Genomic DNA, 17,393 nt, shown 5'->3' on the forward strand with positions numbered 1-17,393 from the left:
TTGTTACCACCAATAACCAATAACAAACAACCAATAACCAATGACTAATGACTAATGACTAATGACTAATGACTAATGACTAATGACTAATGACTAATGACTAATGACTAATGACTTCAACTATGAAAATTTTAACTGACTGGGGTTTCACCCGCGAAAGCTTGCGTCACAACAGCCGCGGCGAATATTTAGTATTACTGCAAGGAGCATTACTAGCAGGATTTGCCATTTTACCAGTTTATCAAATGCCGGGATTCAAAATTGAATCAACTCAATTAATTTATGTTACCTGGTTTTTCGCAGCTATGCTCGGCTTAGGCGCGCTAATTTTAATCGTCAAAGGATTGATAGACTTAGGAAAAAACCTCACACCTTTACCCTATCCCATAGAAAACGGAGAATTAATCCAAACAGGAATTTACAGCATAGTGCGACATCCGTTATACAGCGGCTTAGTTTTAGCAGCTTTCGGTTGGGCAATTTTTCAAATGAGCCTATCGCACTTAATAGCAACTGCAATTTTACTGATATTTTTTGACATCAAAGCAAATCGTGAAGAAACCTGGTTGAGTGAAAAATATCCCGACTATTCAGAATATCGTCAGCGAGTCAAAAAACTAATTCCGGGCATTTATTAACAGAACCCCTCAACCTCTGCGTTAATCCGCTTCAATTTGCTTCAATCTGCGGTAAAAAAAAACATGAACCATCGCAAAAAGTTACACATTAAAATTCTAGCATTAATCCTATTTATAGGCTCGTTTTTAACAACAATTAATGGATGTAGCTTTTTTATTGCAACAAAATCCTTTCAACTTCCCGACTCAGCCAAACAAGAACCCTGGCCAGTACAAACAGGCCTCCGAGTCAACATCCTCCGCGAAAACATCCCAACAGTTAATCGCATAGTTTTAGTACCAGACGAAGCCACATTCTTAGCAGCAATTCAAAAATGGAATCTCAAAGGAAACTGGCCCATTCTCATCGAAGACAAAAAATACGCGCCGATGTTTGTGCAGCGCTTCCAACCCGAAGAAATCATCCGTTTGCCGAGCATCAAACAGCAACTCCCAAAAGGTCAAAAACTCCAACAATTAATGCTCAACAGCGCAGCAGCAGCCTGGGATTCCACGGATACTCAAACCTTAAGAGCCAAATGGACTGAGCTGGGCTGGGAACCTCCAGGAGTAGTAATCACATCAGAAAACGACCCCGCACGTACAGCAGCAGTTGCCTTAGCAGCAGCCCGCGGCGAACCTTTAGTATTTCTCGAAGGTAACTTCGGAAAACCCAACGATAACCTCAATGATACACAGTGGAAAAATCTGCAAGCAGCGGTTACAAAAGCCGTCGAATCCACTGGATATTTTTACTCTCAACTCGGAGATCCGATCGACACAATTACCATTGTACGCCAACTAGCAGTAAAATATCAATCCCCCAAAAACAAAGACGAACAATGGGCTGTTACCGACGGTTTAGGAAGGCATCCCAACGGCGAACGGTGGGCAGCCGCTGGCTGGATTTACGGCTCCGAAGTGCGATCGATATATCAAGCCATGTGTGCCATATTTCTCGACAGCCAAACAGCCATGCTTTATAACAGCTACCCCACAGAAGGGAATTGGGGAAAATATGGAATGGCAGAAGCATCTAACAAACTAAAAAGCATAGGCCTTAACGTAGAATTAGTGCAACAACCAGAAGCTAGCTTGGAAAGGTGGCGGAGTTTAGCAGCAATACCGTGGGCCTTTGACTTAATATTGATGAATTCCAAAGGCTATCCAAAATCATTTCAAGTCGGTAACGGCGACGCGGCAGTTGACGACATACCAAAGCTGCAATTTCCTGCAGCAATCCACATGATTCACAGTTGGTCAGCATCAGCTCCCGATGATGTAAATACCGTTGCTGGTAGGTGGTTACAAAATGGTGCTTACGCCTATATTGGTAGCGTCAACGAACCTTTTTTGGCTGCATTTCTTCCACCTAAAATAATGGTCGATCGCCTAACACGAGGTGCACCCTTTTTAATGGCCGCCCGCCAGCTAGAATCCCCTCCTTGGAAAGTCGCCACCATTGGCGATCCGTTAATGTCGATCGCCAAAGCCAGACCAAGAATCCCGCCGGATAAACAACGGATCTGATGTTGCGCGCGATCGATTTTAGCTTTGAGATTTGTGGTTTTAAGGTAGAATCTCGCATCGCCAATTTTTCAATCGGAATGTTGTATTTCACTGAATTATACGATTGTACAAGTTCATGGATGCGATCGCCCGCTAGCGCCAACACTGTAAATATAGTTAATGAGCATTATCGCCAGAATCTATCTAAGTTTGAATGTAACTGAGAATTCGATCGCGCCCAATTTGCTGACTCTCTGAATCGGTCGTTCCACCCCAGCCACTGGCCGCCAAAATCTACCGTAAAATACGCCTTAATTAAGTTGTCAATTCCCCTAAAATCACTCAAAATGAAAATAAGAAATAAAATGTAATATTTATCTAAATTCTCACAGAAGAATTAACCGTTAAATGACAGCCACCCCTCCTGTGGATCTGCCGCCACCTGAGCCAACCGCAGAAACTCCCGAAGCCTCCCGCCTCAGCCCGTTGTTTAACCGCCTGCACCCCAGCCCCGAAACACTCCTGCTCATCCTCTCCCTAGTCATTGGGGGAGTTACGGGCGCGGGCGTCGTCACCTTTCACTATCTCATCCACTTCATCCACAGCCTGATGCTGGAAGACTTCATGGGGGCGATCGCCTCGAAAGGCCCTTGGACGCTAGCCTGCATTCCCACCCTAGGCGGAGTCATCATCGGGCTGATGCGCTGGCGGTTTCGGGATTTTGGCCCGAATATGTCATCGTTAATTGCAGCCACCCGCGGCCTACAAGAACTCTCCCCCCTCAAACCCATCACCAAAATGGTGGCCGCCTCAGTATCCCTCGGCACCGGCGCATCCCTCGGCCCGGAAGCCCCCAGCGTCGAAATCGGCGCCAACTTCGGAATGCTGCTAGCCCAAGTCTTGCAGCTTTCCCCAGAACGGCAGCGCTTGCTCCTCGGCGCGGGAGCTGCAGCAGGTTTATCGGCCGGGTTTAACTCTCCCATCGCCGGAGTGTTTTTTGCCCTAGAAGTCGTGCTCGGCAGCACCTTCGCCACTTCGTCAGTCAGCGTTGTCTTGCTCTCCGCCGTCGTTTCGGCGCTGATCGCTCAAATTTGTTTGGGAGCTCAGCCGGCCTTTGCTTTGCCTGTCTACGATGTCCGCAGCCCCCTAGAACTGCCACTATACATGGGATTGGGGCTTTTGGCGAGCTGTGTGTCCCTAGCTTATACAGAAGCAATTCAATTGACCGATCGCTGTTTTCAAGGAAAAATCCGAGGATTTGGTTGGCTCGGACGACTGCCCCGCCCGTTTCATCCGATCCTCGGCGGTGCGATTGTCGGTTTAGTCGCCCTGCCATTTCCTCAAGTTTTGGGCGTAGGCTACGAAACAGTTGAAGCCATGCTGCAAGATGTGAAATTTTCCTTGCCTTTGCTGTTGTTGCTGCTATTCGTCAAACTGGCGGTGACAGCAATCAGCCTCGGCAGCGGTTTGGTAGGGGGGATATTCGCTCCGGCGATGTTTTTGGGAGCTTGTCTGGGTTCGGCTTACGGCATCTTTTTGGAAATGTTGCCGGCAATGAGCGATCGAGTTGCAGGCCCTGCTGCCTATGCAATGGTGGGCATGGCCGCGATCCTTGCCGGCAGCGCCAAAGCACCGCTGACAGCCATCCTGTTGATGTTTGAATTAACCCGCGATTACCGCATTGTCTTGCCTTTGATGGCTGCTGTCGGATTGAGCGTTTGGTTGGTGGAGTTTGTCAACCGCCGATCGACTACTCACAGCCTTAACCTGCACCAAATGGGCGTAGATGTTGCTGTCAATTCCCCGATCGCAGCCAGAGAACAGTTGCAGGATTGGGAAGATGCTCTGGGCGATCGGATGGTCACAGAACTAATTTCTTGCCAGCTCCCCATTGACGGCGAACAGAGCAGCGAAGAGTCAGAATTGGCGATCGCTAATGCACATTTACCCGAAGATGTCAAGTCTTTTCCTGAAACAAAATCAGCAGTTTGACTGCTCTCAAATCCGCTACTCCGTCACAAAACTAATAACCAAAAACCTAAATATTACAGCCATGATATTTATCAACCCAAAAACCGATTACGCCTTCAAAAAAATCTTCGGTTCATCAGAAAGCAAAGATATTCTGATTAGCTTTCTCAACGCCTTAATTTATGAAGGCAATTCTACCATCGAAGACTTAGAAATTATCAACCCAAATCTGCCGCCCAAACTTGAAGGCTTAAAAGATAGTTATCTGGATGTGAAAGCCCAACTCAAAGACGGCACTGTAGTCATCATTGAAATGCAAGTGCTCAACGTTCAGTCTTTTGGCAAGCGAGTTTTGTACAATGCAGCAAAAACCTATGCTTTTCAATGGGAAGCAGCACAAGGATATCGATTGCTGAAGCCAGTGATTGCTTTGACCATTACGGATTTTGAAATGTTTGCTAACAGCGAAGAATGGATTTCTAGATTTGTGTTCAAAGAAGTAAATAAAAACTTTACGTATCCCGAAAACGACCTGGATTTAGTGTTTGTAGAGTTGCCCAAGTTTACTAAAGGAGAGGAGGAACTTGAAACCTTAGCAGATAAATGGATCTATTTCATGAAAAATGCCAGAAGTCTCACATCAATCCCAGAATCAATGGATAGCATACCCGAAATACAGGAAGCTTTTAATATTGCGAATCAATCCAAGTTAAGCCGCGAGGAAGTGGCAGATTTGGACAGAAGAGAACAGTTTATTTATGACCAACAGGGCGCGATCGTGAAAGCTGTTCAGGAAGGCATAGAACAAGGCATAGAACAGGGCATAGAACAAGGTATAGAACAAGGGATGCGATTGGAGAAGTTGGCGATCGCCCGACAACTACTTTCACGTCTAGATAATGCCACGATTGCCCAAGTTACGGGGCTTAGCGTTTAGGATGTAGGGAATTTGCGAGAAAGCGATTCCTAGTTTAAAGTAATGGGGTAGGAAAAATCGATTTTTTATGTCACTGGACTATCCTGAATATGAAAAACTACGCAAGCAAAGTTGGTTCTTGGGATTGCTTTGGCGTATAGGTGACTCGGGATACTATCTGGGGCTATTTGGGGCAGTAGGCTCGCCATTAGTCCTGATTTACAACCAACTCACAAGTCAAAAATATCATTTGCACCCTAAAGCAGCTTTATTGCTTGGGTTTCTGTTAGTAGCATTCTTCGCCTGTATCTTTTGGCTCTCGGCACTACTTAAATATTTTGCATTGAAAAGAGGAGAGGCTTTAAACAATAAACGCTTAAAGCGACCTATCGATAGGACGTAGAGCCGATCGCCCACCTTCAAGCCCTCGACATCGCAGACAGTGGCGCTACCCTCAAATTTGGTCTAAAATAATCAAAAATTATCAACAAGCCCAGAGGCGCTTCGGTGACTCCTAACGAGGCAACTGCACAAAACCAAAGTCAGAAAATGCCAAGAAAAGCCCCCTTGGGTTCTAGTTACTACGGCTTGTTAGGCTTGCATCCTTCCGCATCGCCGATCGAAATTCGGCGATCGTACCGGGAACTGAGCAAACTCTACCATCCTGATACCACCAACTTGCCGCCCACAGTCGCCACCGCCAAATTTCAGCAGCTTAACAACGCCTACGCCACCCTCAGCAACCCAGAACGCCGCCTCGCCTACGACCTCAAAATAGGCTATTCTCGGATGAACGTGATTCAGCAGCCCCCTGGTTTTAACACTCCGGTTTCTCGATCGCGTGAAAAAACTTCTAACTCGGCTTATCTAGACCCCACGGATCGCCCTCTTTCCCCAGGAGAAATATTCGCCCTGTTTATCATGGGAACTACTTTAATCGGATGTTTGGTACTGGCGATCGCGATCGGCTTAATTCGCGGCAATTAAACGTTCAAATCCCCAATCCAAAATCTCCCAATCCAAAATCTCCCAATCTAAAATCTAAAATCCCATGACTCTTCCTTCCGCTGATACTCCTTTGTACAACCATCCGCTGCCAGAAATCGAGCAGTGGCTAAAAAGCCGCGGCTGCGAGCAAGACCGGCAAGAACTACACTGCTGGCAGATCGATCGACCTACCTGGAAAGCAGAACTTTTCCTCGATATCGACCAAATCACCGTCCGCTACATTGACGCAGGGGCCGACGGTAAAGACATTCAACGAGCCTTCAAATACTCTCTCTCGCGTCACGACATTGAAGATGCCGTTTTCTCGGGCCCCTAATTTGATTTTAGATTGGCGATTTGAGATTTTTAGATTTGTAATCCAATCGACGATCTAAAATCGGATCGTTCTGTCGATCGAGACATCGGTAAAATTGCTATGAGATTTTAGATTGGGAATCAAACGAGAATCTACATCTAATTAGAAACTGACAAATCAACCAAAAAATCTCAAATCTCAAATCCCAAATCCTTAGACTTTGCCAAATCGGCGGCTGCGTTTTTGATAATCAGACAAAGCGCGGTGAAACTCCGATCGATCAAAATCCGGCCACAGCGTCTCAGTAATGTAAATTTCCGCATAGGCCATTTGCCACAGCAAGAAATTGCTCAACCGCATTTCCCCGCTAGTCCGAATCAGCAAATCCGGATCGCAAACATCAGCAGTATACAAATAGCGTTTAAATAAAACCTCATCAATCTCCTCCGGCTGCAACTTGCCTTCTTGTACTTGAGTGGCGATCGCCCGACAAGCCTGTACAATCTCCTGGCGGCCGCCATAATTCGTCGCCACCCGAAACAAAATCCCCCGATTGTGCTCCGTTGCGGCTACAGAACGCTCGATTTCTGCCTGCAAAGACCTCGGCAAAGCCTCCAAATTCCCCATAAATTGAATTTGTACGTCCTCGTCCACCATCTCCCGCAATTCTTGTCGCAGCTTGCCTTCAAACAAACTCATCAAAAAATCCACCTCTCCAGCCGGCCGCCCCCAATTCTCCGTCGAAAAAGCATAGGCCGTTAAAGCTGGAATCCCCCAATCTTTGCAGCAGCGCAACAATTCCTTCAGGGCGCTAGCCCCCCGGCGGTGTCCCGCAATCCGCGGCAACCCCTTATTCTTAGCCCAGCGCCCGTTGCCATCCATAATCACTGCTATGTGCTTAGGCAGTAGTTCTTGTTGTAGATCCTCCGGCAGCTTTTCCAAGCAAATTCCTTGACTCATGGTTTCTCCCGATTACCCGACTAACGGCGCAGTATCCGCTTTAACAGTGTCACTCCCTTCAATCCTATCTGCCGTCCGAAATTGCCGATCGGAATTGGAGCCACAACTCTTTCTCCCTCCGACGGAAACAGCTTTGCTTCCAGCAATTCCTTAAGTTTGCTGCTAGTCAAAGGTCGATTTAACATTCCCATCTGCGCTAGAGAAATCGAACCCGTTTCCTCAGACACCACCACGCACACGCAAGCTTGCACCCGTTCGGTAATCCCCATCGCCGCCCGGTGGCGGGTTCCCAACTGTCGCGACGCGCTGCGATCGGACAAAGGCAAAATTACCCCCGCCGACACAATCCGCGAAGCTCGAATCAACACCGCACCATCGTGCAGCAAAGTTTGCGGCTGAAAGATTGTCTGTAACAATTCTTTAGAGACTTCAGCATTTAGCTTGACTCCCGGCACTGAAAAATCCCGATCGTCGATCGGAGAATCTGTTTCTACAATTAATAAAGCGCCCGTGCGGTTTTGCGAAAGTTCTTTTACTGCGTCCACAATTTCATCTATTACGCTGTCCGGTGCGGGAGTTGGTCGGCGATCGCGTCCAAACAATTGTACAATTTCCCCCCGCCCTAATTGTTCCAGAAATCGGCGAAACTCCGACTGCAATATTACCGCCATTGCCACAGCAGAACCTGTCACCAAGCTGTTGAGCGCAACGTGCAACAGTCTCAATCCAGCCCAGTTGCTCAGTGCCGTCGCCAGCATCAAAATAATAAATCCCCGTACCATCCACAGCGTCCGGCGCTCCCCGACAATGACGAGCACCAAATACGCAAGCGTAAATACCAGTCCAATATCGATCGCCTGAACCAATAGGGACTCAACGAGGCCAAAGTTATAGCCAGATTGTTGATTGTTCATGGTTCATCGAACGCTACCGCCTGTGAACCGCGAACCGTGATGCACTCGAACCCGTGAACCATGAACAGTTGTTATTCCAATCGCGTGACTAAACAAGCCAAAAGTAAAAAGTTAAAAGACAATCATTAAGAAATCAAAATGAATTATCTTACTTTTTACTTTTTACTTTTTATTTTTTACTTCTTACTTTTGAGTTCCGAGTCGTGCCGGAAGGCGATCGAGCCTCAGCAAATCCTGGTAAGTTTCCCGCTGTAAAATCGTGTTAACTTCCCCATTTTTCACTAAAACTGCTGCCGGTCGGGGTACTCGGTTGTAGTTAGAAGACATACTGTAATTGTATGCTCCTGTCGCCGTAACGGCGAGAATATCTCCGGCGTGACACTCGGGCAATTTAGCATCTTTAATCAGAACATCGCCTGACTCGCAGTGTTTCCCCGCAATTGTCACTGTTTCCGTTAAGGGAGCGCGCATTTTGCCGGCTGCGAGGATTCGATACACTGATTGATAGGTAATAGGACGCGGATTGTCCGACATTCCCCCATCCACAGCTAAATACGTCCGCATTCCCGGAATAACTTTTTGAGAACCTACGGTGTAAGCGGTGACGCAGGCTGTACCGACGAGCGATCGACCAGGTTCGCAAAGCAATTTCGGTAATGGCAATTGGTGCCGCTCGCAAGCTGCTACCACTGCGGTGCAAATTGTCCGAGCCCAATCGTCAATGCTAGGAGGATCGTCCGTTTCAGTATAGCGAATGCCCAACCCACCGCCAATATTAATTTCTGTCGCAGGCAAATCATAACTTTGTGCTTTTGTCAAGGCCTGAATTATGACCTCGGCTAAGTCGTCGTGGGGTTGCAGTTCAAAAATCTGAGAGCCGATGTGAGCGTGCACTCCCACACAATATAAGGACGGCTGTTCGCTGATGAACTTAAATACTCGATCGAGCGAATTGGGATCGAAGCCAAATTTACTGTCGATTTGACCAGTCTGAATGTACTCGTGGGTGTGACACTCAATTCCAGGAGTAAACCGCACCATAACTCGTGTCGGCCCGCCTGTTTTACTGGTGACACCCAATTTTCCCAACTCAGAAAGAGTTTCTAAATCCTGCCAATTGTCGGCTACGGTAATGCAGCCGCTTTCGACAGCTAGCTGTAGTTCCTCGCGGGACTTGTTGTTACCGTGGAAATAGATTTTGTCATGGCTAACGCCAGCTTGTAGTGCAGTGTAAATTTCCCCTGCAGATACTACATCTATTCCTAAACCTTCGGAAGCTGCGATCGCGCAAACCGCCAAACAACTCCAAGCCTTAGAAGCATAGAGCACTTGAGTTTCGCCCGGATAGTAACGTGCAAAAGCATCCCGGTACTGCGTGCAAGCCGCCCGCAGCGTTTCTTCGTCTAAAATGTAGAGTGGCGAGCCAAATTGCTCCACCAACGCTGTCACCTCGCAGCCTCCGATTTCCAGCCTGTCTCGGCTGTTAACACTGGCTGTCAGCGGTAAAAGTTCTTGATTGGGCGATCGACTTGAGAGAGCCTCTTGAGACTCAGACAGATACTTAAGTCCCGATTCCACCCCGAAAGATTGAGTTGATACCATCGCGCAATAACTATCCTTACGGTCTTTCCCAGTGTACAATTGACGGCAAGCAATTGGGTCAGTTGCCCCCAGATTCATTCCGCAAGCAGGCTGACTGACGGAGACTCGATCGAACTCCGCATCCTTGCAGTGAGTAACGATCAAATCTAAAATCTAAAATTTAAAATCGGCTGTGCGTTTTCTAGAAATTAAACATCTCGCCCCAGAACACCTCAACAGTGCAGTCGAGCTCGATCGCCTTTGTTTTGACGGACTTTGGACGCTCGAAGGCTACAGGCGCGAATTAGACAGTCCTAACAGCGATTTATTGGGTTTGTGGACATGGGTAATTGAGGACTCTGAATCAAGTCAAAACCGGGCGGGCACGCACCATCCACCGCCCCTACAGATTCCCCCAACTCTCATCGGTATCGGTTGTTTGTGGGCAATTTTAGAAGAAGCTCACATTATCATGCTGGCAATTCATCCTGAGTTTCAAGGTCGGGGTTTCGGGCAAGCTCTGCTTTGGGCGCTGCTAAAATCCGCGTGTGACAGACAATTAGAGCGGGCAACTTTAGAAGTGCGGGACTCGAATTTGGCGGCAGTTTCCCTGTACAAAAAGTTTGGTTTTAAAGAGGCTGGACGGCGCAAGCGATACTACGAAGATACCGGAGAAGATGCTCTGGTGATGTGGCGCAGCGGTTTGGAGAAACCGGAGTTTCAGGAATATTTAGCGGTTGAAAGAGTGCAAATTTGCGATCGGTTGCAGAGAGAAAACTTCACATTGGGCGATCGATATTTTTGAATTTTGAGTGTTAGAGCCCCAGAAACCAGTTTTTTTACGATAATACTTGATTGCTGCCCGTAAATTCGATAAAAACCCGGTTTCTTTTAACTAATATTTTCAGGAAATATTCTAATTTAGCCTCATAAACTCTAGTCAATTCACGGGTTTATAATACCGCAAAAAAGCTTTAATCTGTATCTCAAAATGTTGTTTTTGTTAATTGCTGCTACAAACGAAAACAAACTGCTGTGGCTAAAGCCTGTCAAATCAGGAATATCCAATGAACTTGACACTCACTCGGCCTGAAGGCACGAGGATTCTTGAAGAATTTCTACTTCAATATCCCTATTTCTAGGGTTCCCAAACTCCCCACGTTTGCTCAATCGAGCGTGAGGATATCTTTTGGGCGTTTAGGCACTAATGCCAGGTTTCGCGGAGTCCCCGCGTACCAAATTCAAAGCCCGATCGCGAATAGTTTTTGCAGCACCAATATCAGCGTGTTCGTGATACCCGCATTCGGTACAAATGAACTTTTCGCCATCTCGATTAGACTTGTCTTTATGACCGCAATTCCGGCATTCTTGGCTGGAGTATTTGGGATTAACTTTGATTACAACCTTTCCTTGCTTTGCAGCGAGATACTCGATCTTCAGAATTAATTCGCCCCAGCTAGCATCGGAGATAGAGCGGTTTAGACCTGTTTTCCTTGACTGTCCATTCTTAAGAAATCTACTTGTTTTCTCATCAACTTTTACTCGACATCGACGCATCATACCGGAGATGTTTAAGTCCTCCAAAGCAATCGCGTCAACGTCACGAGAGACTATTTTATTAGCAACTTTCCATTGGTAAGCTTGGCGTTTATCGCTAATCTTCTGGTGGAAAAGTCCTAGTCTTTTAGCAGCTTTTTTGCGGTTTTTGCTACCTTTTGCTTTTCGACTAACCCGTCTCTGCCTAATCCTCAGAGTGCGCTTAGCTTTTTTAGTAGTTGAAAATTTGGGATTTTCGATTTGAGTTCCATCTGATAGATAGACTAATTTCGTAATCCCCATGTCGCAGCCAATTACTTTGACGACATCTTTGAGAGGTTTCGTCATGTAATCGGGAACAGATTTGTCCTCAATGCGAACCGAAACATACCAACCATTTTGTCGCTTTCTTACGGCGCAAGCTTTAATAGTAAAGCCATTGGGAATTAGGCGCGAGTTGTGGAAACGCATCCAACCTAATTTGGGTAAGTAAATCTTACTACCTTGGGTTTTCACTCCCATCACGAAAGTAAAGGAAGTGAAGTTGCTACGGTTCTTAAACTTAGGAAAGCCACGCCCGTCGAAGAAATTTTTATAGGCAATGTCTAGCCGTTTGACGTTTTGCTGTAGAACAGTTGAGTCTATTCCGCCGAACCAGGGTCTAGCTGCTTTTAACTCGGGCAATGCGGTGATTTGAATGTCGCCTGGATTGCGCCGAGGGTTTTTAACTTTCCCATCTTTATCGGTTTTACTCATTTTCCAGGGTTCGCCAGTTGCACCATTTTTACTAACACAACTGGTCAAGGGACAAGCTTCACTTTGCATTCTAATATCGCAATAGTTACCTTGAATAAACTGCTGACTGTACTGAGTAATTCTGTCGTTGAGACACCAATTGTAATGGCTTCGCAACATATTTACCCAATTGGACATTTTTAATTCTTGTGTTGGATTTGGGCGCAACTTGTATACATAGTTTGTCAACAAGTCTGACTCCTCATTTTTTGAGTTGTTATTAGTATATAGCAAAATACTTGTGGGTTTTTAGTTTTTTATATTTTATTAATCTTAATAGAGATGATTTAAATTTATACTTTTACTTACAAAGCCGTCCTATAAGGACGGGGTTTTCAACCCAATTCTCTGATAAAATATGGACTGACCGCTATCCTGGGGACATATTTAATATCCACATTAGGAGGCTCAACCGTTATGGCAGCTACGATCGCAGGCACAATCAAAGTCAACGTGGTCAATGTCACCGATCCCAAATTCGCCGGTGTCTACACAGGTGACTTTTCCTACGACGATACACATCTGACCAAAGTCGGCACAGAGTTCCTGGTCATGAATGATGGTGACTATCAAGTTCGACCAGGACTGCTATCTCTGAACTTTAGATTTCTGGACTTTGCTACAGGTTTAACTCCTGTCACCTATACGGCCAGTGATGATTTAAACTTCCCAGATAATCCTATTTTGTTGTTTGAGAACGGAATTCCCACTCAATTTGGTATGCAAGTTGCTCCGGGAAATGATGGCGGAGTTTGGGGTGGAAATAACGGATTTATTTTTGTAGATCCTGGGATATTTAAGTTCGTCTTGCGAAATGGAACTATTGGAGGTGAGGGGCTAGTGACCTTAGAAATTAACGAATCTCCTCCTACTGCCGTACCGGAGAACGCCTCCCCATTGGCCTCATTGTTAGCCTTTTTGGGCTTGGGTGCAGCTCACTTGTGGAGTCTCTGGGCTTCGGAATTACACTTCCCGACAATCTTTTAGGCTTGACTTTTATTCGGTTTTGTAGAGATCGCTGTGAATTTTAAAACCTCAAAATTGAGGAATACTACTTGAGAGCTCAGCCAAGCGCATGACAATTACACCCGACGCACTCCTGACCAAAGAAACCGGGTTTTTCAATTCATTTGACGGCTATAACCAAGATTTTCTCCAAAAACCAGGTTTTTGACCTCCCCTGCGATTCGCGCAATCGATTAACAGTGAAAAGCTCGATCGCGCCCGTAACAGATAAGTTTTGTGAAGCAACCTCTACACACTTCCAGATGTATGAATTTACGATCGCGCGTAAGAGCAAAAAACATTGTGCTAGAATCCATCAATACGCAGTCGTAGGTTGGGCACAGGCCGAGAAGAGCAATCTTCTTGCAGTCTAGGGGAGGTTGTAGGTCAGCCACCATTTGGGTCTTCCCAGTTGAAAGCCACCCTGCAACATGAGCCTAGAATCTGCAACCGCAGCCGAGTGCGGCCCAGCGGTGGGAGTGTCGCGCTAGAATTGGCATTACGAGTTAACACTCGAACAAAAACGCTCGTTGTGCGAGCGTGACCTCAAAACGGGCACATAGCAGGTGGGAATAAATTATGTTTGAACGCTTCACAGAAAAAGCAATAAAAGTAATCATGTTGGCCCAGGAAGAAGCTCGCCGCCTGGGTCACAACTTCGTAGGGACAGAACAGATCCTTCTGGGTCTGATCGGAGAAGGAACCGGAGTTGCAGCCAAAGTCCTCAAATCAATGGGGGTTAACCTCAAAGATGCTCGGATTGAGGTCGAAAAAATCATCGGGCGCGGTTCGGGCTTCGTAGCAGTCGAAATTCCGTTCACCCCTCGCGCCAAGCGGGTTCTAGAACTGTCCCTCGAAGAAGCCCGCCAACTCGGACACAACTACATCGGCACCGAACACCTGCTGCTAGGCTTGATTCGCGAAGGTGAAGGAGTCGCGGCCAGAGTCCTGGAAAATCTGGGAGTAGACTTGTCGAAAGTCCGCACCCAAGTGATTCGGATGCTGGGAGAAACCGCAGAAGTCGCAGCCACTGGCGGGGGCGCTCGCACCAAAACGCCAACCCTCGACGAATTTGGCTCCAACCTGACTCAAATGGCTGTCGATGGTAAGCTTGACCCGGTAGTCGGTCGGCAAAAAGAAATCGAACGGGTAATTCAAATCCTCGGTCGCCGTACCAAAAATAACCCGGTGCTCATCGGCGAACCCGGAGTCGGTAAAACTGCGATCGCCGAAGGTCTGGCCCAGCGCATCGCTAACAACGATATCCCAGACATCCTCGAAGAAAAGCGAGTTGTCACTCTCGACATCGGCCTGCTGGTCGCCGGTACCAAATACCGGGGTGAATTTGAGGAACGTCTCAAAAAAATCATGGATGAAATCCGCACAGCGGGTAACGTGATTTTGGTGATTGACGAAGTGCACACTTTGATCGGTGCAGGTGCGGCGGAAGGGGCGATCGACGCAGCGAACATTCTCAAGCCAGCTTTGGCTAGAGGCGAACTCCAGTGTATCGGCGCTACAACCCTTGACGAGTACCGCAAGCACATTGAGCGCGATGCAGCCCTAGAGCGGCGCTTCCAACCGGTGATGGTCGGCGAACCTACTGTTGACGAGACGATCGAGATTCTCTTCGGCCTGCGGGAACGCTACGAACAGCACCACAAGCTGAAAATCTTGGACACCGCCCTAGAAGCTGCAGCCAAACTCTCTCACCGGTACATCTCCGACCGCTTCCTCCCAGACAAAGCAATTGACTTGGTAGACGAAGCAGGTTCCAGAGTCCGCCTGATCAATTCTCAACTTCCCCCCGCAGCTAAAGAACTTGACAAGGAACTCCGCCAAGTCCTGAAAGATAAAGACGAAGCGGTGCGTTCTCAAGACTTTGACAAAGCTGGCGAATTGCGCGATCGCGAAATGACGATCAAAGCCGAAATCCGCGCTATTTCCCAAGCCAAAAAAACCGACTCGGCGGCCCGTGGCGACACCGACCCATCGCCAGTAGTTACCGAAGAAGATATCGCTCAAATCGTCGCAAGCTGGACGGGCGTCCCGGTCAACAAACTAACCGAATCCGAATCCGAAAAGCTGCTGCACATGGAAGACACCCTGCACCAGCGTTTGATCGGCCAAGAAGAAGCAGTAAAAGCCGTTTCCCGCGCCATTCGTCGCGCTCGCGTCGGATTGAAAAATCCCAATCGCCCGATCGCCAGTTTCATCTTCTCCGGGCCCACAGGCGTCGGCAAAACCGAACTCACCAAAGCCCTTGCTTCCTATTTCTTCGGTTCCGAAGAAGCCATGATCCGGCTGGATATGTCCGAATACATGGAACGCCACACCGTCTCCAAACTCATCGGTTCTCCGCCCGGGTACGTCGGCTACAACGAAGGCGGCCAACTCACAGAAGCAGTCCGCCGCCGTCCTTACACCGTCGTGCTGTTCGACGAAATCGAAAAAGCCCACCCCGATGTCTTCAATATGCTCTTGCAAATATTGGAAGACGGCCGCTTAACCGATGCCAAAGGTCGCACCGTGGACTTCAAAAACACGCTGCTGATCATGACTTCAAACATCGGTTCCAAGGTGATTGAAAAAGGTGGCGGCGGCCTCGGTTTCGAGTTCAGCGACAACCAAGCCGATGCTAATTACAACCGCATTCGCTCCTTGGTTAACGAAGAACTCAAGAACTACTTCCGCCCAGAATTCCTCAACAGACTTGACGAAATTATCGTCTTCCGTCAGTTGAACAGGGAAGAAGTCAAGGAAATCGCCGTCATCATGCTCAAAGAAGTGTTCGGCCGCTTGACAGAACAAGGAATCACGATGGAAGTGACCGAGAAATTCAAAGAACGGCTGATAGAAGAAGGCTACAACCCCAGCTACGGAGCCCGACCCCTGCGCCGCGCCATCATGCGGTTGTTGGAAGACAGCTTGGCTGAGGAAATTCTTTCCGGTCGCATCAAAGACGGCGACATCGCCCTTGTGGATGTGGGCGATGACGGGATTGTCAAGGTGCTGCAAGGTCAAAAGCGGGAATTGCTGCCCCAAGGCGCTGAGTAAGATTGAGTTGGACGCCGCGAGTAAAGTTGTGAAATAACCAATCTCGCAGTTGCAAATAACTCGAAATCTTCACGTAAAAAAAAGGTAGAGAATTAAAATTCTCTACCTTTTTTATGAGTTAATATCAAGAGGATACTTATTATATCGGGTACGGTCGATTGACAAGGATAAAATTGGTTCGTAGTGCGGACTTTAGTCCGGCTCTGTTGCGGAATAAAGTCCGCAGGCGCGATCCGTTTTTGTGATGCTAATCGACCGGACATGATATTACGTCAATATTTGATGAATAGGGAAACCACAGACAAACGCAAATAAACGCAGGTAATTGTAAGATAGTTTGCATTTGTTGCAATTCCAGTCTAATAATTAACAGCGATATATTTCAAAGGTAAGCTGTAGAGAATTGAAATTAAATATTCGAGGTGATTGTTTCTTGACATACAATTTGAATATCTCTACAACTTATTAGATAATTTGTGGCAATTATATAGCGAGGACTCAATGACATCGGAAAAAAAGAATTTAGCTACAGAAGTAGCAGAAGTGCAGGCTGAAACCTGGTGGCAAAAAGCCTGGAAGTCGCAGCGAGAAAATCTACAAATCGTAATTATTGCTTTGGGTTTAGCAATATTGATTCGAGCGCTGGTGGCGGAACCGCGCTTCATCCCCTCAGATTCTATGATACCAACTCTCCACGTGGGCGATCGCGTCGTGGTCGAAAAAATCTCCTACTACCTCGAACCTCCAAAAACTGGCGACATCGTAGTATTTGTCCCCCCGGAAAAGTTGCAAGAACAAGGCTTTACCCAAGACCAAGCATTTATCAAGCGGGTAATTGGTTTACCTGGTCAAACCGTCGCTGTTAAAAAAGGTTTAGTTTATCTCAACGACAAACCCCTCGTCGAAAAATATATTGCCGAACCTCCTAAATACCAGTGGGGGCCTTATCGCGTCCCTGAAAATCAATACTTTGTGATGGGAGATAACCGCAACAACAGCAACGACTCTAGCCGATGGGGATTTTTACCTCAGCAGAATATCATCGGCCGCGCTGTAGTGCGGTTTTGGCCGCTAGAACGTATCGGACAAGTTTGAAGTCATCAGTCATCAGTCATCAGTCATTAGTCATTGGTCATTGGTCATTGGTCATTAGTCATTAGTCATTGGTCATTGGTCATTGGTCATTAGTCATTGGTCATTAGTCATTGGTCATTAGTCATTGGTCATTA

Annotated in this window: 15 protein-coding genes; 11 read left to right on the plus strand and 4 right to left on the minus strand. The window is 47.1% G+C overall.

The window, feature by feature from the left end; all coding sequences use genetic code 11:
• Nucleotides 1-110: 110 nt before the first annotated feature.
• The 7 genes from QUA97_RS16350 to QUA97_RS16380 all read left to right on the plus strand — a co-directional run bounded on the left by QUA97_RS16350 (nucleotide 111) and on the right by QUA97_RS16380 (nucleotide 6,337).
• Complete coding sequence (locus QUA97_RS16350) at nucleotides 111-638, plus strand: methyltransferase family protein (RefSeq protein WP_228050206.1); 528 nt, start codon at nucleotides 111-113, stop codon at nucleotides 636-638.
• A 63-nt stretch (nucleotides 639-701) separates the two neighbouring features.
• Nucleotides 702-2,147 (plus strand): hypothetical protein, encoded by a 1,446-nt coding sequence (locus QUA97_RS16355; protein WP_194069543.1) that lies wholly within the window; start codon nucleotides 702-704, stop codon nucleotides 2,145-2,147.
• A gap of 387 nt (nucleotides 2,148-2,534) precedes the next feature.
• Complete coding sequence (locus tag QUA97_RS16360) at nucleotides 2,535-4,118, plus strand: chloride channel protein (RefSeq protein WP_194069545.1); 1,584 nt, start codon at nucleotides 2,535-2,537, stop codon at nucleotides 4,116-4,118.
• A 61-nt stretch (nucleotides 4,119-4,179) separates the two neighbouring features.
• The gene (locus QUA97_RS16365) at nucleotides 4,180-5,034 is read left to right on the plus strand and encodes an Rpn family recombination-promoting nuclease/putative transposase (protein WP_194069547.1); all 855 of its coding nucleotides are present in this window, start codon (nucleotides 4,180-4,182) and stop codon (nucleotides 5,032-5,034) included.
• Between the two features lie 67 nt (nucleotides 5,035-5,101).
• On the plus strand, nucleotides 5,102-5,416 hold the full coding sequence (locus tag QUA97_RS16370; RefSeq protein ID WP_194069549.1) for a hypothetical protein: 315 nt from the start codon (nucleotides 5,102-5,104) through the stop codon (nucleotides 5,414-5,416).
• Between the two features lie 146 nt (nucleotides 5,417-5,562).
• Nucleotides 5,563-6,000: a J domain-containing protein gene (locus QUA97_RS16375; protein ID WP_194069551.1), complete on the plus strand. Its 438-nt coding sequence runs from the start codon at nucleotides 5,563-5,565 to the stop codon at nucleotides 5,998-6,000.
• Between the two features lie 64 nt (nucleotides 6,001-6,064).
• The gene (locus tag QUA97_RS16380) at nucleotides 6,065-6,337 is read left to right on the plus strand and encodes a DUF3143 domain-containing protein (protein ID WP_194069554.1); all 273 of its coding nucleotides are present in this window, start codon (nucleotides 6,065-6,067) and stop codon (nucleotides 6,335-6,337) included.
• 192 nt (nucleotides 6,338-6,529) lie between these two features.
• Here the strand turns inward: QUA97_RS16380 and QUA97_RS16385 are convergent, their stop codons facing one another.
• The 3 genes from QUA97_RS16385 to lysA form a co-directional block, all read right to left on the minus strand.
• Nucleotides 6,530-7,276, minus strand: coding sequence for an isoprenyl transferase (locus QUA97_RS16385; protein WP_194069556.1), 747 nt, complete (start codon nucleotides 7,274-7,276; stop codon nucleotides 6,530-6,532).
• A 20-nt stretch (nucleotides 7,277-7,296) separates the two neighbouring features.
• Nucleotides 7,297-8,190, minus strand: a complete 894-nt coding sequence (gene cdaA / locus QUA97_RS16390) for a diadenylate cyclase CdaA (RefSeq protein WP_194011314.1) — start codon at nucleotides 8,188-8,190, stop codon at nucleotides 7,297-7,299.
• A 183-nt stretch (nucleotides 8,191-8,373) separates the two neighbouring features.
• Entirely contained in the window at nucleotides 8,374-9,792 is a 1,419-nt protein-coding gene (gene lysA, locus QUA97_RS16395; RefSeq protein WP_333195227.1) for a diaminopimelate decarboxylase, read from the minus strand.
• Nucleotides 9,793-9,964: 172 nt separating this feature from the next.
• On the opposite strand from lysA, the gene rimI reads away from it, so the two are divergent.
• Nucleotides 9,965-10,576, plus strand: a complete 612-nt coding sequence (gene rimI / locus QUA97_RS16400) for a ribosomal protein S18-alanine N-acetyltransferase (protein ID WP_194069558.1) — start codon at nucleotides 9,965-9,967, stop codon at nucleotides 10,574-10,576.
• Nucleotides 10,577-10,968: 392 nt separating this feature from the next.
• Here rimI and QUA97_RS16405 read toward each other — a convergent pair whose 3' ends face one another.
• The gene (locus tag QUA97_RS16405) at nucleotides 10,969-12,336 is read right to left on the minus strand and encodes an RNA-guided endonuclease InsQ/TnpB family protein (RefSeq protein ID WP_333195224.1); all 1,368 of its coding nucleotides are present in this window, start codon (nucleotides 12,334-12,336) and stop codon (nucleotides 10,969-10,971) included.
• A 183-nt stretch (nucleotides 12,337-12,519) separates the two neighbouring features.
• Here QUA97_RS16405 and QUA97_RS16410 point away from each other — a divergent pair, with 183 nt between their 5' ends.
• From QUA97_RS16410 to lepB, 3 genes are all read left to right on the plus strand, one after another.
• Entirely contained in the window at nucleotides 12,520-13,089 is a 570-nt protein-coding gene (locus QUA97_RS16410; protein ID WP_194069562.1) for a hypothetical protein, read from the plus strand.
• Between the two features lie 597 nt (nucleotides 13,090-13,686).
• Nucleotides 13,687-16,164: an ATP-dependent Clp protease ATP-binding subunit gene (locus QUA97_RS16415; RefSeq protein WP_194069564.1), complete on the plus strand. Its 2,478-nt coding sequence runs from the start codon at nucleotides 13,687-13,689 to the stop codon at nucleotides 16,162-16,164.
• Nucleotides 16,165-16,665: 501 nt separating this feature from the next.
• On the plus strand, nucleotides 16,666-17,259 hold the full coding sequence (gene lepB / locus QUA97_RS16420) for a signal peptidase I (RefSeq protein WP_194069566.1): 594 nt from the start codon (nucleotides 16,666-16,668) through the stop codon (nucleotides 17,257-17,259).
• Nucleotides 17,260-17,393 lie beyond the last annotated feature (134 nt).

Source organism: Microcoleus sp. CZ3-B2 (assembly GCF_036705055.1).
Classification (GTDB): domain Bacteria; phylum Cyanobacteriota; class Cyanobacteriia; order Cyanobacteriales; family Microcoleaceae; genus Microcoleus.